Source organism: Pedobacter sp. GSP4, from assembly GCF_051857575.1.
In the GTDB taxonomy this organism is placed as follows: domain Bacteria; phylum Bacteroidota; class Bacteroidia; order Sphingobacteriales; family Sphingobacteriaceae; genus Pedobacter.
Genome location: NZ_JBPZIR010000001.1, coordinates 348,706 through 374,234 on the forward strand (window position 1 = coordinate 348,706; position 25,529 = coordinate 374,234).

The 25,529-nt window shown below is 40.7% G+C and carries 18 protein-coding genes; 5 read left to right on the top strand and 13 right to left on the bottom strand.

What is annotated here, in order from left to right; translation table 11 throughout:
* Nucleotides 1–15 precede the first annotated feature (15 nt).
* The 6 genes from ACS5PU_RS01450 to ACS5PU_RS01475 form a co-directional block, all read right to left on the bottom strand.
* A complete protein-coding gene (locus ACS5PU_RS01450) occupies nucleotides 16–1,800 on the bottom strand; it encodes an alpha-L-fucosidase (protein WP_439457489.1) in 1,785 nt (594 codons plus the stop codon).
* 174 nt (nucleotides 1,801–1,974) lie between these two features.
* Complete coding sequence (locus ACS5PU_RS01455) at nucleotides 1,975–3,474, bottom strand: RagB/SusD family nutrient uptake outer membrane protein (protein ID WP_439457490.1); 1,500 nt, start codon at nucleotides 3,472–3,474, stop codon at nucleotides 1,975–1,977.
* A 17-nt stretch (nucleotides 3,475–3,491) separates the two neighbouring features.
* The gene (locus ACS5PU_RS01460; protein WP_439457491.1) at nucleotides 3,492–6,578 is read right to left on the bottom strand and encodes a SusC/RagA family TonB-linked outer membrane protein; all 3,087 of its coding nucleotides are present in this window, start codon (nucleotides 6,576–6,578) and stop codon (nucleotides 3,492–3,494) included.
* A gap of 417 nt (nucleotides 6,579–6,995) precedes the next feature.
* On the bottom strand, nucleotides 6,996–9,275 hold the full coding sequence (locus tag ACS5PU_RS01465; RefSeq protein WP_439457492.1) for an aconitate hydratase: 2,280 nt from the start codon (nucleotides 9,273–9,275) through the stop codon (nucleotides 6,996–6,998).
* A 179-nt stretch (nucleotides 9,276–9,454) separates the two neighbouring features.
* Nucleotides 9,455–12,220: a bifunctional aconitate hydratase 2/2-methylisocitrate dehydratase gene (locus ACS5PU_RS01470; RefSeq protein WP_439457493.1), complete on the bottom strand. Its 2,766-nt coding sequence runs from the start codon at nucleotides 12,218–12,220 to the stop codon at nucleotides 9,455–9,457.
* A gap of 415 nt (nucleotides 12,221–12,635) precedes the next feature.
* A complete protein-coding gene (locus tag ACS5PU_RS01475) occupies nucleotides 12,636–13,292 on the bottom strand; it encodes a polysaccharide deacetylase family protein (RefSeq protein ID WP_439457494.1) in 657 nt (218 codons plus the stop codon).
* Nucleotides 13,293–13,312: 20 nt separating this feature from the next.
* On the opposite strand from ACS5PU_RS01475, the gene ACS5PU_RS01480 reads away from it, so the two are divergent.
* The 4 genes from ACS5PU_RS01480 (at nucleotide 13,313) to ACS5PU_RS01495 (ending at nucleotide 18,141) form a co-directional block, all read left to right on the top strand.
* Complete coding sequence (locus ACS5PU_RS01480; RefSeq protein ID WP_439457495.1) at nucleotides 13,313–14,725, top strand: TolC family protein; 1,413 nt, start codon at nucleotides 13,313–13,315, stop codon at nucleotides 14,723–14,725.
* A gap of 103 nt (nucleotides 14,726–14,828) precedes the next feature.
* Complete coding sequence (locus tag ACS5PU_RS01485; protein WP_439457496.1) at nucleotides 14,829–16,169, top strand: efflux RND transporter periplasmic adaptor subunit; 1,341 nt, start codon at nucleotides 14,829–14,831, stop codon at nucleotides 16,167–16,169.
* A 266-nt stretch (nucleotides 16,170–16,435) separates the two neighbouring features.
* Entirely contained in the window at nucleotides 16,436–17,437 is a 1,002-nt protein-coding gene (locus ACS5PU_RS01490) for an NAD(P)H-dependent glycerol-3-phosphate dehydrogenase (RefSeq protein ID WP_439457497.1), read from the top strand.
* A gap of 359 nt (nucleotides 17,438–17,796) precedes the next feature.
* On the top strand, nucleotides 17,797–18,141 hold the full coding sequence (locus ACS5PU_RS01495; RefSeq protein ID WP_439457498.1) for a hypothetical protein: 345 nt from the start codon (nucleotides 17,797–17,799) through the stop codon (nucleotides 18,139–18,141).
* Between the two features lie 109 nt (nucleotides 18,142–18,250).
* Here ACS5PU_RS01495 and rimO read toward each other — a convergent pair whose 3' ends face one another.
* From rimO to ACS5PU_RS01525, 6 genes are all read right to left on the bottom strand, one after another.
* Entirely contained in the window at nucleotides 18,251–19,582 is a 1,332-nt protein-coding gene (rimO, locus tag ACS5PU_RS01500; RefSeq protein WP_439457499.1) for a 30S ribosomal protein S12 methylthiotransferase RimO, read from the bottom strand.
* 136 nt (nucleotides 19,583–19,718) lie between these two features.
* A complete protein-coding gene (gene ftsY / locus ACS5PU_RS01505) occupies nucleotides 19,719–20,681 on the bottom strand; it encodes a signal recognition particle-docking protein FtsY (protein ID WP_439457903.1) in 963 nt (320 codons plus the stop codon).
* A gap of 85 nt (nucleotides 20,682–20,766) precedes the next feature.
* Nucleotides 20,767–20,922, bottom strand: a complete 156-nt coding sequence (locus ACS5PU_RS01510) for a DUF4295 domain-containing protein (RefSeq protein ID WP_010599808.1) — start codon at nucleotides 20,920–20,922, stop codon at nucleotides 20,767–20,769.
* Nucleotides 20,923–21,004: 82 nt separating this feature from the next.
* On the bottom strand, nucleotides 21,005–21,187 hold the full coding sequence (rpmG, locus tag ACS5PU_RS01515) for a 50S ribosomal protein L33 (protein ID WP_010599807.1): 183 nt from the start codon (nucleotides 21,185–21,187) through the stop codon (nucleotides 21,005–21,007).
* A 44-nt stretch (nucleotides 21,188–21,231) separates the two neighbouring features.
* A complete protein-coding gene (rpmB, locus tag ACS5PU_RS01520) occupies nucleotides 21,232–21,465 on the bottom strand; it encodes a 50S ribosomal protein L28 (protein WP_010599806.1) in 234 nt (77 codons plus the stop codon).
* 92 nt (nucleotides 21,466–21,557) lie between these two features.
* Nucleotides 21,558–22,055, bottom strand: coding sequence for a hypothetical protein (locus ACS5PU_RS01525; RefSeq protein WP_439457500.1), 498 nt, complete (start codon nucleotides 22,053–22,055; stop codon nucleotides 21,558–21,560).
* 107 nt (nucleotides 22,056–22,162) lie between these two features.
* Between ACS5PU_RS01525 and acs the strand changes: the two genes are divergently transcribed.
* A complete protein-coding gene (gene acs / locus ACS5PU_RS01530; RefSeq protein WP_439457904.1) occupies nucleotides 22,163–24,070 on the top strand; it encodes an acetate--CoA ligase in 1,908 nt (635 codons plus the stop codon).
* 61 nt (nucleotides 24,071–24,131) lie between these two features.
* On the opposite strand, the gene ACS5PU_RS01535 is transcribed toward acs, so the two are convergent.
* Complete coding sequence (locus ACS5PU_RS01535) at nucleotides 24,132–25,514, bottom strand: RagB/SusD family nutrient uptake outer membrane protein (RefSeq protein ID WP_439457501.1); 1,383 nt, start codon at nucleotides 25,512–25,514, stop codon at nucleotides 24,132–24,134.
* Between the last annotated feature and the right edge of the window lie 15 nt (nucleotides 25,515–25,529).

Here is a 25,529-nt window from a genome sequence, read left to right on the forward strand (position 1 = left end):
CGGCCTTAATTATTTTTATTTAGCATATACCTCAATCTTCAAACTGCTTGGTTTTTCGCCCTGCAAACGGATATACCTTATTGTTTTGCCCGGAACATATACCCCGGTCATAAATGTAGAAAAACTTATTTCCTCTGTTTTCTCTTTAGCATTTCCGCCAGCTTCCCATTTTTTTCCATCTGTTGATATACTGATTGAAATATTTCCGTCATTGTTATAGCAGCCTATACCTGTGGTATTCTTAACATTTCCAAAATCGATGGTATAACTATTTTGTTTCCAGTCGGTGGTTTTAATCTGCTTTGTTAATATTTTTTCGCCATAGGCCGGATCATCGAATAAGCTCCAAGTGCTCTTTTCTAATATTTCCTTAATTGGCTTCTGCATGGTTAGCTCCAGTATAGTTACCGAAGCATCAGGAAGGTTTGGACTGTTAAATTGTAGGTTGGTTCCTTCTTTACTCCACACCACCTTTTCGTTAAGGTTTATAAAAGATGCCTTGATAATTGCATTGTCTTTTAAACTTGGTAATGTAAGCTTTTGGTTTTGCCAGTTAAATACATATAGATACACTTTATTCCCCTTATGTACTGAGCCATAGTCTTTAGTGGGCATCCAAGGCCCGCCACGCGTACCGTAATAGGCTGTTCCATACTTTTTAAGCCAACTGCCCACTTTTAAGAGGGTATCCTTTTGTGCTGGGTCCCATTCGCCGTCAAAATGAGCGCCCCAGCTTAACAGTACGTTTCCATTTCCGGCTGCTGCGGTAAGCATTTCTTTAATTAAACTCTTGGCCGACCTAATTGGATGGCTAGGGTCATATCCCCAGCTACCGTTTAAGGTCATAGCACTTTCCCAACTTCTTTTCTGGTACATACCTATACGCTGCTCAGGAGTATCAAAATCTCCGGGTAGGCTTGTCCTGTTGTTAATCAGTATGCCGGGTTGCAATTGCCTGATCATCCTGGTCAGCTTTTCTGCTTCCCACATATCGGCATTAAACATTCCGCCCCACCAAACAGCATCAAACCAAAATATATCGATTTTTCCATATTTGGTCAACAACTCGCGTACTACATTAAATTGGTAGTCGATATATTTATGGTGTGTAGCACCTGGTATTACCTTTTTGCCCGGCAAAGCTTCGTAGTAAGGTGGGTTGGGAATTCGTTTTATCGTATTGGTATCAATCGGCGCATAGTCGGGATGGTACCAGTCGCGCTGAGAATAATAAAGTCCCACGGGCATTCCGGCTTTATGACAGGCATTAATAACTTCTTTTAAATAGTCTCTTTTAAATGGTGTATTGGTGATTTTGAAATCTGAATATTTCGTGTCCCACATATGAAAACCATCGTGGTGTTTTGCTATCACGACAATATATTTCATACCTGCATCTTTGGCTATCTTTACCCATTCATCAGCATTAAATTTCTCGAGTTTAAAAAGCGATGGCCATATTTTTTGCCAAGTGCTATCCGGATATGCACCATGCCCCTGATCTGGTGCCTTGCGGTTGTATACAATTGGCCAGCTCATATCTTTATTAACGTACGAGTTTAGCCCAAAATGTATAAACATCCCATATCTTGCATCATTGTGCCACTTAATGCTTTCTGGTTTGGCAAAATTGCTCGCGTTCCACTGTTGAGCGGTAAATACTTGATATAGGTACTGTTCTCCTTTATCATGAGCTGGTCTGGGGTCGCTGCTTAATACGCTCCATTGCGAGAAAGAATGGGTTGCGATGAGTATGAAGATGATGGATAAGGCTAATTTATTTGAAAACTGGATTTTCATGATGTATTTAGGGATGTTAATTTGAAACTTACCGAGATAAATGCATTGTTCTTTGTATCTATCGGAATAAAAAATACTATGCTGTTCAAAAAGGTTTACCACATATAACTGGAGCCTCCTTGCGCTTACAGCATCGGAGGCTCCAGTAGATAATTGGTTCTGATATTAACCAGGTTAATAACCTTTGGTTGGAACTAGGTTTGGATTTTTACGCAGCTCAACACTTGGTATTGGAAACAATAACTCGCGCTCGGTTAGCACTGGGCCATACGAAAAACGGTGACCAACAAAAGGTTCGAAAGTTTTTGTGGCCACATTGTAAGCTTTGCGGAGACGGGCCATATCGAACCAGGTAATGTTTTCGAAGCAGAGCTCGTGCCAGCGTTCCTGCCAAATGGCTTCCCTAAGCTGATCTTTAGATAGGCCACTTAATAAAGGAAGTTGTGCACGGGTACGGATGGCGTTTACAGCATCCAGTATTGGAGTTGTAGGGCCACTAACTTCGTTTGCTGCTTCCGCATAGGTTAACAGTACATCAGCATAGCGGATAACAGACCAGTTTAAATCGCTGTTTGCAGTGCTGGTTTGCGCTACATCATCAAATAGTTTGTACACGAAATATCCGCCTAGGTTTACTGTTTGGTTCCTGTTATCCTGATGGGTGAATTGGGTAAAAAAGAACTGTTTTTCTTTTGCCCTTAAATCTGCAGCATCGTACGATTTGACAAAATCTTCGGTGGAATAAATTGCCCCAGCCTCTGCAGAGTAAGCCGAAATATTTTTGTTGTTCGGAATAATTACTTCTTGCCAAGTACCCGGTATGATCTGGGTTTTATATTGTATCATGAAGATATTTTCCTCAATATTCTTTTTTGTTGGATTGTGGAGATCTGCATAAGTACCAAAAAGTTTGTACTGCTTTGAATCGATTACCTCCCCTGCTTTTTGAGCAGCAAGATTATAATATTCGGCTCCTTTTTGCAGTGGGTAACCCGCCATGGTAAGATAAACAGAAGCTAACAGTGATTTAACCGCGCTAAGGCTTGCCTTTCCGCTTGCATCTGTAATTGGAAGCCCAGATGCTTCGGCTGTTTTAAGGTCATTAACAATGAGTTGGTACACAGCCTCTGGAGTTGCCTGTTTAGGACGTAGTTGTTCCGAATCAAGTTTAACGGGTTCGGTAATAAGGGGTATGTTGCCGAAAAGCCTTACTAAGGTAAAATAATACCAAGCCCTTAAAAAATAGGCTTCGCCCAGCAACTTTTTTGCTTCTGTAGCATCCATGTTAATGCCGGGTATTTTGGCAATAGCCTGATTGGCATTTCCAATACCGCGGTAATAACTTTGCCAATAAGTTAAGCCATAACCGTTATCGGCCGTATTTCTCAGGTCTTTTACGTAAATGCTATTTATGGCCTGACCCAGATCGTTGGCCGCTTGGCCGGTGGCAAACTCGGTCATTAGCCACGCTCCACCACCAAAGCCACTAACCATTGGATCTCTCAGGCTGCTGTAAATTGCATTTACCCCACTTCTGGCATGTTCAGGCTTGGTATAATATTGATCGTCTATAAAATTACTAGGGTCGCTTTCAGTTAGAAATTTTTTGCATGAACCTAAGGTAAGGCTCAGCATGCTAAATATTATTAGGCTGTATTTTTGTTTAATTGTCATGGTTTGCAGATTAAGAATTAAAGGCCAATGTTAAGTCCAAGCATAAATACACGTGGTTTCGGGTAATCGTACAAGCCTACACCCTGATCGAATGGTGCGCCAGAATTGGATACTTCAGGATCGTAACCACTGTATTTAGTCGCTACAAAGAAGTTCTGTACTGAACCATATATCCGTAAGTTGCTAAATTTTAGCCTGTTGGCTATTGCAGCTGGAAAAGTGTAAGATAGTAGGAGGTTTCTTCCACGGATAAAGGAAGCATCAGTTACCTTATGGCTATCGTTGTTTGTGGTGTAACCAGCAATATATGGACGTATCTGTGCGATAGGTGTATTCTGATTGGTTTCTGTCCAAGCATTTAAGGTTGTTTTATAACTGTTTGCAATTCCCTGGCGGTCTTCTGCCGAATGGATACTGCGATCTAAAACATCATTCCCGTACATGTACTGTAAATCAACAGTAAGCGACCAGTTTTTATAACGGACAGTATTTAAGAAAGTTCCGTATCCAGTCGGGATACCATGCCCGATAATCGTTCTGTCAAAATCGTTGATGATGCCATCATTGTTGCGGTCAAGGTATTTGATATCACCAGGACGTAGGTTGTAGCGTTGTGCTTCAGCAGCTTCGTTGCTGCCCCAAGTGCCAAGCGATGTAAAACCAAAGAAAGATCCTACAGGTTCACCTTCGCGGATTACCCCATTGCCCGAAAAAATATCTCCATTAACCAAGCTAATCACTTTGTTTTTGTTTACAGATATATTGAATGTGGTACTCCAGGTAAACTGTTCGGTTTTAATATTGGTGGTGCTTAAGCCCAGTTCAAAGCCCTTGTTTTCCATGCTGCCAACATTAGAGAAGATGCTGGTGTAGCCACTGGTAAATGGTAGGGGTGCGTCGAGTAGCATACCATCTACCCTTCGTTTGTACAAATCTAAATCGATGTTGATGCGGTTATTGAAAAGCCCCAATTCAAGACCGAAATCAATCTGTTTGGTTTTCTCCCATTTAAGGTTCGGGTTGGCAATCCGGTTAATACCTACACCGGCATTGCGGGCAGCATTAAATACTACACTATAATTGCCAAGGCCAGCAAGCCCACGATAGGCTGGAATTTCAGAGTTCCCTGTTTCGCCGTAGCTGGTTCTGATTTTAAGGTTAGAAATAGCCGGAATGTTCTTCATAAAAGCTTCTTCAGATACGCGCCATGCTAAAGCTGCAGATGGGAAAAAGGCATATTGATTTTCTGTACCGAATTTAGATGATCCATCCAACCTGCCAGTAAGGGTTACCAGGTATTTATTTTGCAGACTGTAGTTAATTCTAGAGAAATAAGAGTTAAGTCCATAAGCCTGTGCAGCCGAGCTTGGTGGTTGTGGGCTAGAAGCCGCACCAAGATTGTTAAATGCAAAATAAGTATCTTCAAAACCTTGAGTATTTGCAGTGCTTTCAAAACTATCTACATGTTGCCATGAAAGTCCGGCCATAGCCGTAATGGAATGTATTTTAGCAAATTCTTTAGTGTAGGTAAGGTAGTTTTCGAACTGCCACGAGTTGTAACGGTTATTGGCAACCGAGGCGTTTCCGTTATCTGAGATATATTGTAAGCCTTTAGCTGCAAAGTAATCGTTTCGCTGGTTGATGATATTTGAACCGATAACAGAGCGCAGATCTAAGCCAGGGGCAAGGTGTGCCGTGGCATAAACATTCCCTAAGAGGGTTTGGGTACGTAGAAAGTAAAGCCTATCGGTAATAACCCTCAAAGGGCTGTCTCCACCTTCCATGCCTGGGTAATCGCGGTTGCTGGCCCAAGAGCCATCAGCATATTTTACAGGGATGATTGGCAATGCTTCAACAACTTGTCGCATGGTGGTAATCCCACCATCACCTAGGGCATCAACCTGTTTCTCATTTTGATCGGTATAACTCATTGAGCCACCTATTTTAAGCCATTTTTTTAATTGCGTATCAAATACAAACCGTCCAGAATAACGCTTTTGCCATGAACCTCGGGCCAAGCCTTGTTCGTCGCGGTAATTAAGAAATGCACCATAGCTGCCACGTTCATTTCCATCTGTAAAACCCAGCTGATGATTTTGGCTAAAAGCTTTTTGAAAAGTCTCGTCCTGCCAATCCGTATCGTATAATGGATTTCCCTGCGCATCGAATAATTTTGGATTGGTTCTTTTTGTTTTTGGATTTACATATTTAGTTCCTGTAGCCCAACCAACAGGATCATATTTCTGTGCGTTTGAATAGGCAAGCTCTTCCATGGCCAAAAATTCGCGGGAGTTTAACACCGCTAGTTTTTTTGGAAGTACACCAATGCTCACATTTGGATCGTAAGTAATTTTTCCGCCACTGGCACTACCACGCTTGGTTGTAACCAAAATAACACCATTTGCGCCACGTGCACCATAAATAGCGGTTGATGAGGCATCTTTCAATACTTCGATAGATGCAATATCGTTGGAATTGATATAATCGATTGGGGTACTGCCATTCCTTAGGTCAACAGTGTTCAAAATAACACCATCAATTACATAAAGTGGATTATTAGAAACACTGATCGAACTTGCACCACGGATGCGGATGTTGGCGCGGCCTCCTGGTCGTCCTGAGTTCGATGATACGTTTACACCCGTTATTCGCCCGGATAAGCCTTGGTTTAGCGAAGAAGCAGGGCGCTCCTGTAGCACGTCGCCTTTAACTGTGCCCACTGCGCCGGTAAGATCCGATTTTTTGGAGGTACCATAACCTACCACTACTACTTCATCGAGCTTTTTATTTTCTGATTGAAGCGTAATCGTTAAATCATTGCTATTGGCTATAATTATGGTTTGCTTCGTATAGCTAATAACAGAAATTTCCAGTACATCTTTTACTTTTGCTGCAATGGAAAATTGCCCGGCATCGGATGCAGCTACTTTGGTGCCGGTGGTTTTGTTTTCAATGGTTGCTCCGGGAATCGGAGTTCCGGTTTCATCTATAATTTTTCCCCTTACTGTGTTTTGTGCTGCGGCCTGAAAAGAAAAGGCCAATAAAACAGTACAAAGGGTAAGCGCAAAATATTCCAGAATTTTTTGTTGTGGTCTTTTTTTCATACAGCTAAGCTTTACGGTTTATATTAGGTTATAACCAAACATACTTTTGCTGTATTGTTTCTGCAACAGGCTGATTGATAAAAGGTAACGTTATATTAGCTGTTATTTTGTCTCTATTGTTAGAGTTGTTTTGCGGTTTTTTTCAGAAAATATGATGTTCAGTTACAATTACGAAGATTTTGATTTAGCTTTTTAAGGACTGATAGCAGTTAGGCAATATCTTTGCTATTAAGCTGACAAACTGATGCTGAATATGGGTGCGCGCAATGGAAGAAGAGGGCCGCTAAGGTGTAAGATTTAACAACCTATAAGATTAGTCTTTCTGGATTTGATTGCGAATTGAACCAGCCAATTTTTAAACAAAAAAAATCCCGCTCTGCATAAACAAAGCGGGATTGATATTTTAACTACAGCATATTAAAGCGCAGCTTTTGCAGCAGCTTCAGCTCTGATGATGTTCAACGCACCACCAGCTTTAAACCAGTCGATCTGTTGTGCATTGTAGCTATGGTTAACCGGGAATTGCTCCGTAGTGCCATCTGCATGGTGTAGTACCAGGGTTAATGGTTTATCAGGTGCAAATTCTGTTAAGCCTAAGATATCGATCGTATCATCTTCTAAAATCTTATCGTAATCATCTTTATCGGCGAAGGTTAAGCCCAACATACCTTGTTTTTTAAGGTTAGTTTCGTGGATACGGGCAAAAGATTTTACCAATACAGCACGAACGCCTAAGTGGCGGGGTTCCATAGCTGCGTGTTCACGCGATGAACCTTCGCCATAGTTTTCGTCGCCTACAACGATCGAACCTAAACCTGCTGCTTTATAATCGCGTTGCGTGGCTGGCACCGGACCGTACTCTCCGGTTAATTCATTTTTAACGTTATCTGTTTTATCGTTAAAGTAGTTTACAGCACCAATTAACATGTTGTTAGAAATATTATCTAAGTGGCCGCGGAATTTTAACCACGGACCAGCCATAGAAATATGATCTGTTGTACACTTACCTTTAGCTTTAATTAATAGTTTTAAGCCTTTAAGATCTGTGCCTTCCCATGGTGTAAACGGATCTAATAACTGCAAACGGTGCGAGGTAGGGGATACCAGAACCTGAACTGATGAACCATCGGCTGCTGGTGCCTGGAAGCCTGCATCCTCCACAGCGAAACCTTTCTGAGGTAACTCATCACCAGTAGGCGGATCTAATTTAACCTGCTCACCTTTATCGTTTGTTAAAGTATCCGTTAGCGGGTTAAAACCTAAATCTCCGGCAATTGCAATTGCAGCAACCATTTCTGGCGAAGCAACAAAAGCAAAAGTATTCGGGTTACCATCGGCACGTTTAGCAAAGTTTCGGTTAAACGAGTGTACAATTGTATTTTTTTCTGCTTTTTCTGCACCCGTACGGTCCCACATACCAATACATGGTCCGCAGGCGTTGGTAAAGATGGTCGCATTTAAATCTTCGAAAGTTTTTAAGTAGCCATCGCGGTCAGCAGTGTAACGAACCTGCTCAGATCCCGGATTGATGCCAAATTCTGCTTTGGTAACCAAACCTTTTGAAATGGCCTGGTTGGCGATGGATGCTGCCCTTGATAAATCTTCGTAAGAAGAGTTGGTACAAGAACCGATCAAGCCCCATTCTACTTTTAAAGGCCAGCCGTTTTTCTCTGCCTCAACTTTCATCTGCGAAACAGGAGTAGCCAGATCAGGCGTAAAAGGACCGTTTAAATAAGGTTCTAAGGTATCTAAATCAATCTCAATAACCTGATCGAAATAGTTTTCAGGATCTGCATAAACTTCGGCATCGCCTGTTAAATATGCTTTAATTTTGTTGGCCTCATCGGCAACTTCGTTCCTGTCAGTAGCACGTAAATAACGTTCCATGCTTTCATCATAACCGAAAGTAGAGGTGGTAGCACCAATTTCGGCGCCCATGTTACAAATGGTGCCTTTACCGGTACAGCTCATTGAAGTAGCACCATCGCCAAAATATTCTACAATGGCACCTGTACCGCCTTTTACGGTCAAAATACCGGCCACTTTAAGGATAACATCTTTAGCTGCAGTCCAACCGTTTAATTTTCCGGTTAATTTAACACCAATTAACTTCGGGAATTTAAGCTCCCAGGGTAAACCCGCCATTACATCACAGGCATCGGCACCACCAACCCCAATAGCCACCATACCCAAACCACCTGCATTTACCGTATGCGAGTCGGTACCGATCATCATTCCACCTGGGAATGCATAATTTTCCAATACCACTTGGTGGATAATACCAGCTCCCGGTTTCCAGAAACCGATACCATATTTGTTAGATACAGATGATAAGAAATCAAAAACTTCAGCACTTTCCGTTCTGGCGTGAGGTAAATCTATTGCAGCGCCTTCTTTGGCCGTAATTAAGTGGTCGCAATGAACCGTAGATGGAACAGCCACTTGCGGGCGGCCCGCCTGCATAAATTGCAACAAAGCCATTTGGGCAGTTGCATCTTGCATCGCAACGCGATCTGGTGCAAAATCTACGTAATCAGAACCACGTTTAAATGCCGTTTTAGGATCTCCATCCCAAAGGTGTGCATACAATATTTTTTCGGATAATGTTAAAGGCCTGCCAACTACTTTACGGGCAGCCTCAACGCGGCTACCGAAGTTTGCATATACCTTTTTGATCATTTCTATATCAAAAGCCATACTTTATTTATTAATAATTATTGTCATTAATGAGACTACCTAAATTAAACAATTTTTAACACACTTGTTTTTGAGAATTGTCAAATTGTGTTATTTAAAAACATTCTATGCAACCTTTATCTAAACAAAAAAGGCTATCCGTTGTGTCAGATAGCCTCATTTTTTTAATAAGATAATGCTTATTGTTTAGTAGAAATAGGGGTAAACTTGGTTAAATTAATACCTTCTACTGCTAGTTTATATTCTTCAATGCTTGGAATACGGCCTAAAATGGCTGAAAGAACCACCACCGGCGTTGATGCCAATAAAGACTCTCCTTTTTTACCATCTTTATCTTCTACCACGCGGCCTTGGAATAAACGTGTAGAAGTAGCCATAACGGTATCGCCTTTGGCGGCTTTCTCTTGGTTACCCATGCAAAGGTTACAGCCCGGACGCTCTAAATACATGATGTTTTCGTACTCGGTACGTGCATTGCTTTTAGGTAAAGCATCGCTGAACTCAAATCCCGAATATCTTTGCAGGTATTCCCAATCGCCTTCTGCTTTCAGTTCATCGATGATATTATACGTAGGAGCCGCAACTACCAATGGTGCTTTGAACTCTACTTTGCCCGTTTGTGTCTCTATGTTTTTCAACATTTGCGATACAATTTTCAAGTCGTCTTTATGCACCATGCAAGAACCTACGAAACCAAGGTCAACCTTTTTATCGCCACCGTAGTAAGTCAAATCTCTGATGGTATCGTGTGTGTAACGTTTAGATACATCTGCATTGTTCACATCCGGATCGGCAATCATCGGTTCTTGAATTAAATCAAGGTCAATTACTACTTCAGCGTAATATTTGGCATTCTCATCAGGTGTTAAAGCAGGTTTAATGCCTGTTTTAATTTCCTCAATGCGTTTATTTGCTTTATTGATCAAGCCCTGTAAAACCTGGTTATGGTTATCCATACCCTTGTCAATCATGATCTGTATACGGTTTTTGGCAATTTCTAAAGATTGGATCAACGTATCATCCTGCGAAATACAGATAGAAGCTTTTGCTTTCATCTCTGCCGTCCAATCAGTAAAGGTAAAGGCTTGATCGGCCAACAAAGTACCGATGTGCACCTCAATAATACGGCCCTGGAATACGTTTTCGCCATCAAACTGTTGCAACATTTGCAGTTGTGTTGCATGAACCACATCACGGAAATCCATGTGTTCTTTCATTGCACCTTTGAAGGTTACTTTTACCGATTCAGGGATTGGCATAGAAGCCTCGCCGGTTGCCAAAGCCAAGGCTACAGTACCAGAATCGGCACCGAATGCTACTCCTTTAGACATACGGGTGTGCGAGTCTCCACCGATGATGATCGCCCATTCATCAATAGTAATGTCGTTCAATACTTTGTGGATAACGTCGGTCATTGAATGATATTCGCCTTTAGGGTCGCGGGCAGTAATCACGCCAAAATCATTCATAAACTTCATCAGTTTAGGGATGTTTGCCTGTGCTTTTTTATCCCAAACAGATGCCGTGTGGCAGCCTGACTGGTATGCGCCATCAACAATTGGAGAAATAACGGTAGCTGCCATCGCCTCTAGTTCCTGAGCCGTCATTAAACCGGTAGTATCCTGCGAACCTACAATGTTTACTTCTACACGTACATCAGAACCAGCATGCAAAACTTTGCCCTGCGTTAAACCAACTGCATTTCTGTTGAATATTTTTTCTACTGCTGTTAAACCCTGACCTTCGATAGAAACTTCTTTAGCCGGTGCAAACACTAATGGTGCTTCGATGCCTAATGTTTTAGCCGCAAAAGTTTGGATTTTTTTGCCAAATACGATGGCGTAAGAACCACCTGCTTTAATAAATTCAACTTTTTGAGGTGTTAGGGCTTTCGAAATATCAATCAGCTCTTGGTCGCCATTGTATAATTTTTTGGTTCTGGTATTGATGGTCAAAACAGTACCGGTTTCAACGGTATAAACCTGCTCTAAAATTGGCTCATCGTTTTCGTTACGGATCGCATTACCCTGCTCATCTGTTTTCTTTACCCAGTTTTTAAGGTCGATACCAATACCGCCCGTAACATCAACTGTGGTTAAGAAAATTGGAGAAATACCGTTGGTGCCACCTACAATCGGGGCAATGTTTACAAATGGAACATAAGGGCTTGAACGTTTACCTGTCCAAAGTGCCACATTGTTTACACCCGACATACGTGAAGAACCTACACCCATGGTGCCTTTTTCGGCTACCAGCATTACGCTTTTATCTGGATGCAGCGCCTGCAAAGCTTTGATTTCTTCTTGAGCCTCTGGCGTGATCATGCACTTGCCATGCAGCTCGCGATCTGAACGGGAGTGGGCCTGGTTACCTGGCGACAATAAATCGGTAGAAATATCGCCAATACCGGCAATAAATGTTACCACTTTAATTTCTTCAGCAATGGCAGGCAGTTCGGTAAAGAATTCGGCCTTGGCATAACTTTCCAATATCTCTCTGGCAATGTCATTGCCGCTGTGGTAAGCTTCCTTTAAGCGATCAGTATCTGCATCGTACAAGAAAACCTGTGTTTTAAGCACGTTTGCAGCTTTATGGGCTTTATCACCATTGTCGGCCAAAGCAATGTCCAATAACACTTTAATAGAAGGGCCGCCCTTCATGTGCGATAACAGTTCGAAAGCAAAATCAGGTGTGATTTCTGCAACAACAGTTCCACCTAAAATAATTTCTTTTAAAAACTCAGCTTTTACACCAGCTGCGCCTGTAGTTCCAGGCAAGGTGTTATATATGAAAAAATTAACAGCATCTGCTCTGTTAAAATTGTTAACATTTTTAATCTGATCGATGATTTCGCTTAATAATTCGGCTCCATCAATAGGTTTAGGATGAAGACCCTGCGTTTTCCTGTCTTCAATTTCCTGGATATAATCGTTGTAAATACTCATCTTAGATATGCTATTCTTTTTTTGCTTAGCCTGTGTAACACATACACACTGCTTTTAGCCTAAAGAATACTGATTTTTATATATTAATTTGTGGTTTTTTGATCAAAAAACTCGATTTTTTGACTAGACCCAAAAATAGCAAAAAACAAATTTTAAATGTAATTTGCACAGGCGATTAGGTAATTTGGAATTATTCTAAATTAAGGCAATCCATGTAAATCAGAAGCTGAAAAAGCGCCCCAATCCTTGAAAAATATCCTGTAAGTTTGTGATTTGACAAATGCTTTTAATCAATCAGGAAACGTTCATTACCGAACAGTTCTGTCCGTTTTTGAACAGTAGGTAGGATGCTGTTCATGCAAAAACGGCTTTTATCCGGTTGCAGTCCATAAAAAAGGTTCTGGCATAACTATCGCTAAAGCGTAGCGAAAGCAAAACCTTTTTCAGTAAAATAAGCTAAAACCTTGGGAAGTGCGTAAGTTAAGCGGTCGAATGCCTTTAAACTATCGTGGAACACAATAATAGAGCCGTTTTCGGTATGTTTAATTACATTTTGATAACATTTTTCGGGCGCCAGATTGATGTCGAAATCGCCGCTGAGTACATCCCACATCACAATTTGCAGTTGGGCGTTTGTGGTTTTCAGTTTGGAGCCAGACTCCGGACTCCAAACTACCGACTCCAAACTCCGAACCTGGCTCTTCTTAATCCTCCCGTAAGGTGGCCGGAAAAGATTGGTTTGGGTAAGTTCCTGGCATTTTAGTGTATTTTGAAGATAGGTTTCATCATCAGTTTTCCATCCTTTTAAATGGTTAAAAGTATGGTTGCCGATGGCATGCCCATCGTTTTTGACGCGTTCGAAAACTTCGGGGTGTTTTACAATATTATCGCCTATGCAAAAGAATGTAGCTTTTGCATTAAAGACTTTCAAAGTTTTTAATACAAAATCTGTAACATTGGGTATGGGTCCATCGTCAAAGGTCAGATAAATAACTTTTTCGGTGCGGGATTTATTCCATAATAATGATGGATAATACCATTTTAGCAGAAGCGGTGATTTGATGAGGTACATTTTAGCAACAAAGTTACTAAATGCCTGTACAGATTGAAATTATTAAAGTTGTTTATATAGATTTGAAACAAATTATGAAGATGTTTACCAAGAAGAAGTTAATTACCGGATCCGCATTATCAATTGCTTTAGGTATTTTTCAGGTTGCCAATGCCCAGCAGGTGATTACCATTCAGCAGGCTGTTGAAAATACCCTTAAAAATAACCTGACCATTAAACAAGCACAGTTTAGCGCTGCAATAACTGAAGAAAACCTAACACAGTCTAAATATGCGCTTTATCCCAACTTAAACGCGAGCATAAATCCCAATTTAACATTTGGCCGTGGTTTGGATCAAACAACATTCCAGGTTACCAACCAAACATCATTATACACCAGCGGTAATTTAACTACCAATGTAGACCTGTTTCAGGGCTTTACCAAAATAAACCAGATCAGGCAGAATAAAATATTATTGGATGCCGACAAAACCAATATCGAAAAAGTTAAGAACGATCTGATCCTAAATGTGGTTAATGCTTATCTCCAGGTTTTATATAACACGGATCTGGAACGCGCTTCTAAAGAACAATTGGATATTGCCAGAAAAACCCTCACCAGGGAAAATGCTTTGCTCGATGCGGGTAATAAAACCTTGGCCGATGTTTCGCAGGCTAAATCTCAGGCCGCAACTGCCGAACTTAATTTAACGAATGCCCAAAATGCCCTTTCCATTTCATACCTCACCCTGGGGCAGTTAATGGAAATGCAGCCCAACCAAAAATTTGTGGTACAGGCACCGCTGATTGATAATATTAAAACGGCATCAACAACAGTGGATGCAGAAGAAATTTATAACAATGCGCTGAATATCTTTCCTGATATCAAATTGGCTACATTAAGATCGTTGGCGGCTAAGCAGGCCATCGCTGTAGCAAAAGGCGCATACTCGCCATCATTAAGCTTGGGCGCTGGATTAAATACCTCCTATTCTTACCAGTTTAATTATAATGGATTAACGCCACAATCTTCGTTTGCAGATCAAATCGATCAAAGGTTGGGACAAAGTATAGGGATGAGCCTTCAGATTCCCATTTTTAATGGATTTACTGCCCGCTCAAGTGTGCGCAAGGCGAAAATTACCTACCAAAATAATCTAACGCAGGAACAGCTTGCAAAGAATAACCTGAATAAAGTTATTTTTCAGGCTACCACCGATTTAAAAGCTGCCGAAAGCCGTTATGCTTCTACCCAAAATGCTTTTAACGCGCAAAAGGATGCCTTTTACGTAGTAGAACAGCGTTATAATGTTGGTTTGGTAAATTCTTTAGATTACAGCACGGCCCAAACCAATAGGAACAAAGCTGAAATAGATTTTATCCAGGCCAAATACGATCTTATTTTCAGGGCGAAAGTAATTGATTATTACCTGGGTAAACAAATTACTTTTTAAGGCTTAAAAAAGGGCGAAAGCATTGTATGTTGTGTCTTAACATCACAACATTTTAACCTTAAAACATTACAACTTTAATAAAACAAACGAAATACAATAAATTATGAAACTGAAGCATATTATTATTACCGTAGTTGCTATCGTAGCGCTCTTGGTTATACTTAAACTGGCCGGAGTTATTGGCGGCGATAAAACTGAAAAAGTAACTACGGAAAAAGCATCAGATAAAACTGTTGTAGAAACAGTTACGGCAAGCGGTAAAATACAGCCCGAAACCGAAGTTAAGTTAAGCTCGGAGGTATCGGGAGAGGTTGTAGAACTGAAAGTAAAAGAAGGCGATATTGTTAAGGCCGGACAACTGCTTTGTAAAGTGCGTCCTGATGTTTTGCAATCGGGTTACGAAAGAACAGTAGCGAGTTTTAACGCACAAAAAGCCAGTGTGGCTGCTGCACAACAGCAATTGGCTCAAAACCAGGCAAATTTTATCAATGCCGATGCTACCTATAAACGTAATGTAGAGCTTTTCAATAAAAAAGTAATATCAGCTTCAGAATTCGATGCGGCCAAAGCTGCTTATTTAACGGCCAAAGCAAATTTAGCAAGTGCTAAAGAAAATGTAACGGGAGCTAAATTTACTTTAGAACAAACTGGTGCAAACGTTAAAGAAGCAGGTGCGAATTTGGCCAAAACCACAATATATGCACCTGTTGATGGGGTGGTTTCTAAACTATCAATTGAGCTGGGCGACCGTATTTTAGGTACGTCGCAAATGGCTGGTACAGAAATTATGCGTATTTCTAACCTATCCTCAATGGAAGTTAATGTGGATGTAAACGAAAACGACATTACCCGTGTTAAGGTTGGCGATAAAGCTTCAATTGAAGTTGATGCTTTCTCTGACAAGAAATTTAGGGGAGTGGTAACGGAAATTGCAAGCTCATCAACTGCTGTAGGTACTGCAGTATCAACCTCGGTAGATCAGGTTACCAATTTCTCTGTAAAAATCAGGATCAGCGAAGAACTGGCCGGTAAACAACAGTCTATCTTCCGTCCGGGTATGTCGGCTACGGTTGATATTGAAAGCGAATCTTTAACAGGTTTGGCCATTCCTATACAAGCTGTATTTACAGATAACGGAAAATCGGGCGAAGGAAATCAGAACCAGGGCAACCAGGAAAATACCGATAAGCAAAAATCTAAGCTAACCGATAAAAAAGTGAAACAGTATGTGTATGCTTACGATGCTAAGACCAAAAAAGTTAAAAAAACAGAAGTAACTACCGGGATACAGAATGATCAGTTTATCATTGTAAAATCGGGTGTTAAAGCTGGCAATGAAATCGTAACTGGCCCTTATTCGGCTATCCAGAACAAGTTAAAAGACGGTATGGTTGTAGAAAAAACATCTAAAGACCAGTTGTTTAACAAAGACGCTAAGAAGTAGACTTGTTAGGTGCAAGGTTAAAGGTGTGAGGTGTAGGGTATTACCTATTCGCCTCACACTTTTATCGTAAATATCTATTAGAAATAGTAACTTGCAGGCTTTAGGTGTATCCTAAAGGTTTAGGGTGTAAGATTTAAGCTTTATGGCAAATTGTCCTTTAGCCATAAGTCTTACACCTTTTGCCTTACACCTTTTACCTTAGCTTTAGGGCGCAGGCCATAATAACCTTATGCCTTTTACCTTAAGCCTTATACCTTTTTTAAAATATGGTACCTAAAATAGCAATGATAGGGGGTGGGAGCTGGGCTACTGCCATTGTAAAAATGCTTGCTGATAATTTATCAGAGAAAGAAATTTTTTGGTGGATGCGCAACGAAGCAGCCATAGAGCACATTAAAAAATTTAAGCACAACCCCAATTACATCAGTTCTGTTGAGATTAAACTCTCGCAGGATGACCACATCTCTTCAGATATCAATCTGATTATTCAATCTGCCGAATTTGTAATTTTGAATGTTCCGGCCGCATTTTTAAAAGAAACACTTTCTAGCATCACTGCTGATGATTTAAAAGGGAAGAAAATTGTTTCTGCCATTAAAGGCATCGTTCCGGAAGACAACCTGATTATCGGTGAGTTCCTGCATAAAAATTACAACATTCCTTACCACGATATTTTAGTGGTTAGTGGCCCCTGCCACGCCGAAGAGGTAGCTCTAGAAAAACTATCTTATTTAACCATTGCCTGTACAGATGTAGAAAAAGCATCGACCTTTGCATCTTTTTTAAATACACGTTACATCAAAACCAATGTATCAGACGATATTTTCGGTACTGAATATGCTGCCGTTTTAAAGAATATTTATGCTGTGGCAAGTGGTATCTGTCATGGAATAGGCTATGGCGATAATTTTCAGGCGGTACTCATCAGCAATGCCATTAGGGAAATTAAACGTTTTGTTGATGTGGTTCACCCCATTAACCGCGATATTAAAGAATCGGCTTACCTGGGCGATTTATTGGTAACTGCTTACTCGCAGTTTAGCCGTAACCGTACCTTTGGTAACATGGTAGGTAAGGGCTATACGGTAAAATCGGCTCAGCTGGAAATGAATATGATTGCAGAAGGTTATTATGCCGCCAAATGCATGCACATTAAAAATCAGGAGTATAACGTTGATATGCCCATTTGTAAGGCTGTTCACAGCATCATTTATGAGAAACGTTCGCCGCAGATAGAAATGAAATTACTGGCCGAAAAGTTAAACTAAGCCTGGCATCGCTGCATTTTATCATGTACTTAGCCCAGGGCGAAGCGGCATCCCCTAAGTGCAGCGAAGGGATATAGCAAAGCACGGGAACACATGGAAATAATTGCATTGTCCCTGCGCTTCAAAAAATGTAAAGCAGTTTTTATGCTCGCCGCTTACAGTGGCCCTTATTTCCGCTACTAATTTTTTGTGCGGTTTAGCTTTGTCCGCTGTTATAATTTTATATCAGGGCTTAATCAGCTTCAGTACTTTGCTGGCATTGCAAATGTGTAGCTACTTCAATAAGGTTTATTTAATTTGTTCTGTACGCCAAACAAAAATCATACGGCACTGTTATCATAAAAAACAATATAGCTGTCATGAAAAAGAAATTTGTAATGGGTTTATTAACAATGGCCTTAATTGGCGGTGTAACCCTTAGCGTAAACGCACAAGAAAAGAAAAAAACCGAAGTTGGAAAGGCATTAGATCATACAGGTAAAGCCATTGGTAAAGGCGCTAAATCTGTGGGTAATAAAACTGCAGAAGTTGCTGTAAAAGGTAGTTCGAAAGTAGCCGATAAAACCTGGAAAGGTAAAATGGCACCCGATGGTTCAGATGTTTACATCAACGGAAAGAACGAAAAATATTATGTAAACGCAAAAGGTGCCAAAATCTGGTTAAAAGCTAGTCAGATTAAAGACAGGCCGGCCCCTAAAAACTAAATAAAAAACTCCCGATTCCTGATCGGGAGTTTTTTAATTAAAATATGTTTTTCACCACAAAACAAAATCCCGAAAGCAGCGCCCCGGGATTTTAATCAGTTATATTTGATTAAACAATTGTTCCGTATAGATCGAAATCTTCGGCCCGATCAATTTTCACGTTAACAAAACTTCCATTGGCGGCATAACCTGTTGCAGCATCAATTAAAACTTCGTTATCTACTTCAGGCGAGTCGAATTCTGTTCTGCCTACAAAGAAATCGCCTTCTTTTTTGTCGACCAGAACTTTAAAGGTTTGCCCAACTTTTTCTTGGTTGATATCGAACGAAATACCCTGCTGGATTTCCATAATATCATCTACACGTTGCTGTTTCACTTCATCAGGTACATCATCAACCAAGGTATGCGCATGGGTTTTTTCTTCGTGAGAGTAGGTAAAGCAGCCTAAGCGGTCGAATTTGGTTTCTGCAACCCATTCCTTCATTTCTTCAAAATCGCGTTCACTTTCGCCCGGATAACCGCAGATTAAAGTGGTACGCATGGCAATGTTCGGCACTTTGTCCCTGATCTGGTTTACCAGATCGATGGTTTTTTGCTTTGTAGTACCTCGGCGCATTGATTTTAACATATTATCTGTAATGTGCTGTAAGGGCATATCCAGATATTTACAGATGTTATCGCGTTCGTTCATGGCGTCTAAAATTTCCATCGGGAAGCCAGAAGGGTAGGCGTATTGCAGGCGGATCCACTCAATGCCCGGCACATCCGATAAACGGCGCATCAGTTCATCTAACTTACGCACACCGTAAAGGTCCAGGCCATAATAGGTAAGATCCTGGGCAATTAATATCAGCTCTTTGGTGCCGTTTTTAGCCAAAATCTTTGCTTCGTTCACTAATTCTTCCATCGGCTTGCTCATGTGCTTACCACGCATCAGCGGAATGGCACAGAATGAACATGGGCGGTTACAGCCTTCAGCTATTTTAAAATAAGCAAAGTGAGATGGGGTAGTGAGTAAACGTTCGCCAATAAGCTCATGTTTGTAATTAGCGCCCAACTCGTGCAATATGTTTTGTAAATCATTGGTACCAAAGAATGCATCAACGTTGGTAATTTCCGATTCCAGCTCGGGTTTATAACGTTCAGAAAGGCAGCCGGTAACCACAACCTTGCCAATTTTACCAGCCTCTTTAAGTTCGCTGAACTGTAGGATGGTATCAATAGATTCCTGCTTGGCATTATCGATAAAACCGCAGGTGTTGATTACTACGATATCATCTTTGCCCATTTTATCAGATTCGTGTGTAACGTTTAAATTGTTGCCACGCAGCTGTCCCATCAATACTTCCGAATCGTATATGTTTTTTGAACAACCCAAAGTAATTACATTAATTTTTGGCTGTTTAACTGTGGTTTTACTTCTTGCTATTTTGGTATTCATCTTTCACTTAATCTTTACTGTTATTAAAAGTAAGGAGATCGTCATCCTGATCCGATAGCTATCGGATTTATTTCAGGGTCTTTAATTTAAAAAAAGAGATGCTGAAATAAATTCGGCATGACGAATGGTTAATAGGTTACTTAAATAAACTATTCACAAATTCCTTTTTATCGAATAGTTGCAGGTCGTTTATCTTTTCTCCAACACCGATATATTTAACCGGGATTTTAAACTGATCCGAAATGCCGATTACCACACCACCTTTGGCAGTACCATCTAATTTGGTAATGGCTAAAGCATTTACATCAGTTGCTTCTGTAAACTGTTTACATTGTTCAAAAGCATTCTGACCGGTTGAGGCATCCAGCACCAATAAAATTTCGTGCGGTGCACCTGGTACCACTTTCTGCATTACCTGTTTAATTTTGCCCAGCTCGTTCATCAAACCAATTTTGTTGTGCAAACGGCCAGCGGTATCGATAATAACCACATCTTCATTATTGGCTACAGCCGATTGCAAAGTATCGAAAGCTACTGAAGCAGGATCGGAGCCCATGCCCTGCGCTACCACCCTAACGCCTACACGTTCGCCCCAAAGCTTAATCTGATCTACGGCTGCGGCCCTAAAGGTATCGGCAGCGCCTAAAACAACCTTAAGGCCCGATTCTTTAAGTTTATGTGCCAGCTTTCCAATGGTAGTGGTTTTACCCACACCGTTAACGCCAACAACCATAATTACATAAGGTTTATGATCGCCATATTCGAACTGACGGAAATCGTTACTGTTGTTTTCTGATAACAGCAGTTGAATTTCATCGCGCAGAATAAAGTTTAATTCGGAGGTGTTCAGGTATTTGTCTTTGGCAACACGGTCTTCAATACGCTTAATAATTTTCAGCGTAGTGCTTACACCCACATCAGAAGTAACCAAAACTTCTTCCAGATTATCGAGCACTTCATCATCAACAGAAGATTTTCCGGCAACGGCCTTGGTAATTTTGTTGAAGAAACCATCTTTTGTTTTCTCTAAACCCTTATCTAAAGCTTCTTGAGCTTCAGGTGCAGTTTCTTTCTTTTTGAAAAAATCGAATAAGCCCATATCTAAAATTTGATATAACAAAAAAAGCCCTTCCGGTTAAAACGGAACGGCCTTTAATATCTTTTAATATTAAAAAATATTAACCTTATTTAGATGCAATAGCATCTTTTACGTGGTCGTTATGTACGATAAGTTCTTTGAATGAGTAAGCACCTGTTTTTGGTGATTTAACCATTGTAATTACTTTCGAATACTCTTTACCTGTACCTGTTTTAAGGGTTGCAACTACTTTCTTTGCCATGTTGTTATAATTTTAATGATTGAATTAGTGAATGTTCGAATGAATGAATTAAACTCACCCATTCAATCAATCTATCATTCAATTATTTAATTTCTTTGTGTACGGTTACTTTTCTCAATACCGGGTTGAATTTTTTCAATTCTAAACGCTCAGTAGTGTTTTTACGGTTTTTGGTAGAAATATATCTAGACATACCTGGCATGCCACTTTCTTTGTGCTCAGTACATTCTAAAATAACCTGAACTCTGTTACCTTTTTTTGCCATTTTAATATTAATTGTAAACTGTTAATCTCAACAGTTAATGTTTTTTACAAAAATCCTTTTTTTACGAAACGGTTGATGGCTTCGCTAATACCCACTTTATTGATGGTTTTAATCGCTGAAGTAGAAACTTTCAACGTAATCCAACGGTCTTCTTCAGGGATATAAAATTTCTGAAGTTTCAAATTAGGATAAAATTTGCGTTTGGTTTTAACGTTCGAGTGCGATACGTTATTGCCTTTCATTGCCATTTTTCCTGTTAAATCACAAACTCTTGACATGACTTGTAAATATAGTTGTTAAATATCGGTCGCTTAATTTTTTTAAGAGTGTGCAAATATCTGAATAATAATTGTAAAAGGCAAGAGCCTAGTTAATTATTTTTATAATTTATATCAACATCCCATCTTCCTGGTTCCTTTAATTCGAAATCTATAAGCTCTGTACCAGCATGGAGCCTTAAGCGTAAGGGGAAATTGATATTTGTCAAGGTGTAAAAATTTTGGGTTGTCGATTTTTTATCAACCTTAATGCTATCATAACCACCATTTAAAACTTCAATGTTGTCAAATGTTGGCCCTGTTTGGTTCCTTACTTCAGCTGATTCAGAAGTTCCAACTACACCGTATCCTGTCGAATTATTGTTTACTGCAGATAATTTCTTTTTACCTATCGTAATAAAAACAATCTGTCCACTTTTCTTGCTCTTCCGGATTTCAACAGATTCTATGTTTTGCGATTTTGCCAAAACAGTATAAAGAGCAGTTTTAGTGGTATCGTTTTCAGATTTTAAACCGGACCTGAAAGTTGCGAATGTTCTATTTGCCATCAATGTGGTAAGTAGAAGGAGTGTTAAAGCGAAATTTTTCATATATCAAATATAAATAATTTTGATCAAACGTTTGATATCCATTTTGATACGATTTAACTATTTTACCTTGTTATTATTTCTTTAAATTAGCCGCACTAATCCAAAATATAAAACGAGCGATGCAAATTACATCTTTTAAGCAATACGAAGAAGATTATAAGAAAAGCGTAGAAAACCCTGAGCAGTTTTGGGGTGAGGTGGCGCAAAATTTCCAGTGGCGCAAGCCCTGGTTCAAAGTATTGTCGTGGAACTTTAATGAACCCAATATCAAGTGGTTTGAAGGGGCTAAGCTTAATATTACCGAAAACTGTTTAGACCGCCATTTGGCAACCAACGGAGATAAACCCGCCATTATCTGGGAGCCCAATAATCCTGAAGAGGAGAGTGTTACCTACACTTATAAAATGCTGCACGAGCGAGTATGCCGTTTTGCCAATGTGTTAAAACGCAATGGCGCTAAAAAAGGCGACCGTATCTGTATCTATATGCCAATGGTGCCCGAATTGGCAATTGCTGTTTTGGCCTGCGCGAGGATAGGTGCGGTACATTCGGTTATTTTTGGCGGCTTTTCGGCCAAATCTATTGCCGATAGGATTAACGATTCGCAGTGTAAACTTGTAATTACTGCTGATGGCTCTTACCGCGGTAACAAACAGATCCCGTTAAAGGATGTAATTGACGATGCATTGATAGGTTGCCCCACGGTAGAAAAATGTATTGTATTAACACATGTACGTACGCCTGTTTCGATGTTGAAAGGAAGAGATGTGTGGTGGGAAGATGAAGTTAAACATGTTAACGATGTTTGTGAGGCAGAGGAAATGGATGCAGAGGATATGCTCTTTATCCTGTATACATCTGGCTCTACCGGTAAGCCAAAAGGGGTTGTTCACACCTGTGGTGGTTACATGGTTTATGCAGGTTATACTTTTTCTAATGTGTTCAACTACCAACCGGGCGAGGTATATTTCTGTACAGCCGATATTGGCTGGATTACCGGGCACTCTTACATCGTGTACGGACCACTTTCGCAAGGGGCAACTTCGGTTCTTTTTGAAGGTATACCAACTTATCCCAGCCCATCGCGTTTTTGGGATATTGTGGAAAAACACAAAGTAAATACTTTATATACTGCACCAACAGCCATCCGTTCTTTAATGAGCTATGGCGATGAGCCTTTAAATGGAAAAGATTTAAGCACGGTCCGCGTTTTAGGATCGGTAGGAGAACCAATTAACGAAGAGGCCTGGCATTGGTTTGATGAGAAAATTGGCCATGGTAAAGCACCAATAGTAGATACCTGGTGGCAGACCGAAACCGGAGGGATTATGATTTCGCCTATTGCAACCGTAACCCCAACCAAGCCAAGTTTTGCAACCCTGCCTTTGCCGGGCATCCAACCTATTTTGGTTGATGAGAACGGTAACGAAATTGAAGGTAACGGCGTAATGGGCAACCTCTGCATCAAGTTTCCTTGGCCAGGCATGCTGCGCACAACCTATGGCGACCACGAGCGCTGTAAGCAAACTTATTTCTCTACTTACGAAAATTTATATTTTACGGGTGATGGTTGTTTACGTGATGAGGACGGTTACTATAGAATTACCGGTAGGGTAGATGATGTTTTAAATGTATCGGGCCATAGAATCGGGACAGCTGAAGTAGAAAATGCCATTAACATGCATGCCGGTGTGGTAGAAAGTGCTGTGGTAGGTTATCCACACGATGTAAAAGGACAGGGCATTTATGCTTTTGTAATTTACCCTGAAATGCACGGAGAGGCCGAATTATCTAAAAAGGATATTTTACAAACGGTTACCCGCGTGATTGGGGCAATTGCCAAGCCAGATAAAATTTTGTTTGTTTCCGGACTTCCAAAAACACGTTCGGGCAAAATAATGCGTAGGATACTGCGCAAAATTGCCGAAGGCGATACCGCTAATCTGGGCGATACGTCTACATTGCTCGATCCGGGAGTGGTGGAAGAGATTATAGCAGCTGCCAATAAACTTTAAAAAACAATATTAAACGAGAAAGCCCCAGTATTTGGGGCTTTTTCGTTTAAATGAAATGCTGTTATTGGTAACCTGCATTTTGTACCAGGTTTTTGTTTGCATCAATCTCTCTTTGCGGAATTGGAAAAACCAGAACGGTTGAATTCCATGGAATAGAGCCAATATTGGTCTGCGTTCTTTTGGCATCGTGTAGCGAGAAACCTTCAAAAGCGAGTTCGAGTTTACGTTCAGCCAAAATATTGGCCAAAGTGGCTGTTGTGGTTGTTAAGCCAGCCCTACTTCTTACCACGGCTAAATCCTGCAGAGGTGTTTGGCCACCAATTGGTGCCGCAGGTGCCAAACGGGCATTACACTCTGCTCTGATTAAGTACATTTCGGCTAAGCGGATTACAGGAACGTTTCCGTATTGATTACCGAATTTTGCGGTAAACATATCGTCATCATCGTAAAAGGCATTTTTTCTATCATCAGCGGTGCTATAGGTAGCATCAATCCAATCTTGCGAAATTACGGCATCTCCACGGCCGCCAAAGGTAGATGAGCCATAAAATTCATTAAATCCATTAAAGCCGGTTAAGGTGGTTACCTGCATGGCAAAAACATCTTCAGTCGTGTTTTCGCCAGGTTTTGCCGGTTTACCACTTTCGGGCATTTTCGGAAAGGCATCTATGTAAGCAGCCGTTAAATGGTAATTCCCTGAAGCAATTACCCTGTTTGCAGCAGCACCTGCAGCGCTAAAATTGCCCATTTGCAAATATAACCGAGCTAACATTCCTGCCGCGGCCGATTTGGTAGCGAAAAAACCGTTTGTGGCCGGAAGTTTGGCTTCAGCATCGGTTAAATCGGCAATGGCCTGGGTATAAACTGCCGCCACAGTCGATCTGCTGAGGTAGCTCGATTCGCTTACTACAGTGGTTGGCGTTAGTACAATAGGCACCCCAGGGTTTGTAGTCGGAGAACCATCGTTGTAGGCTTTTCCAAATAACCTTACCAGCTCAAAATAGGCTGCACCGCGTATAAACTTGGCTTCGCCTTCAACCCTGCTTTTCTTTGCCGCATCAACTTTGTCAATTGCTGCAATTACATTATTAGCGTCGTTTATGGCGGTATACCCAGCAGCCCAAACATTATCTACAAAGGTATTGGTTTTCAATAGCGATTTATTGATGGCCTGTGTGAGTTCCTCGTAGGTTCCAAACCATTCAATGGCATTGGTATTGGCCAAAAAATCGGTTATTAGAAATGGCCGTCCACCAAAAAAGTTACGGCTGCCTAAATCTGAGTAGGCACCAACCAGGGCTCCTTCAACATCTTTCGACGTGCGCAAGGCATTTTGCTGTTCAATCGTATCTACCGGATTAATATCGAGTGCTTTTTTGCATGATGATAAAACCATCAGAAACAGGCAAGCAAATATGATCTTATTTATATATGTCTTTTTCATTTTGATTCTCTTTAA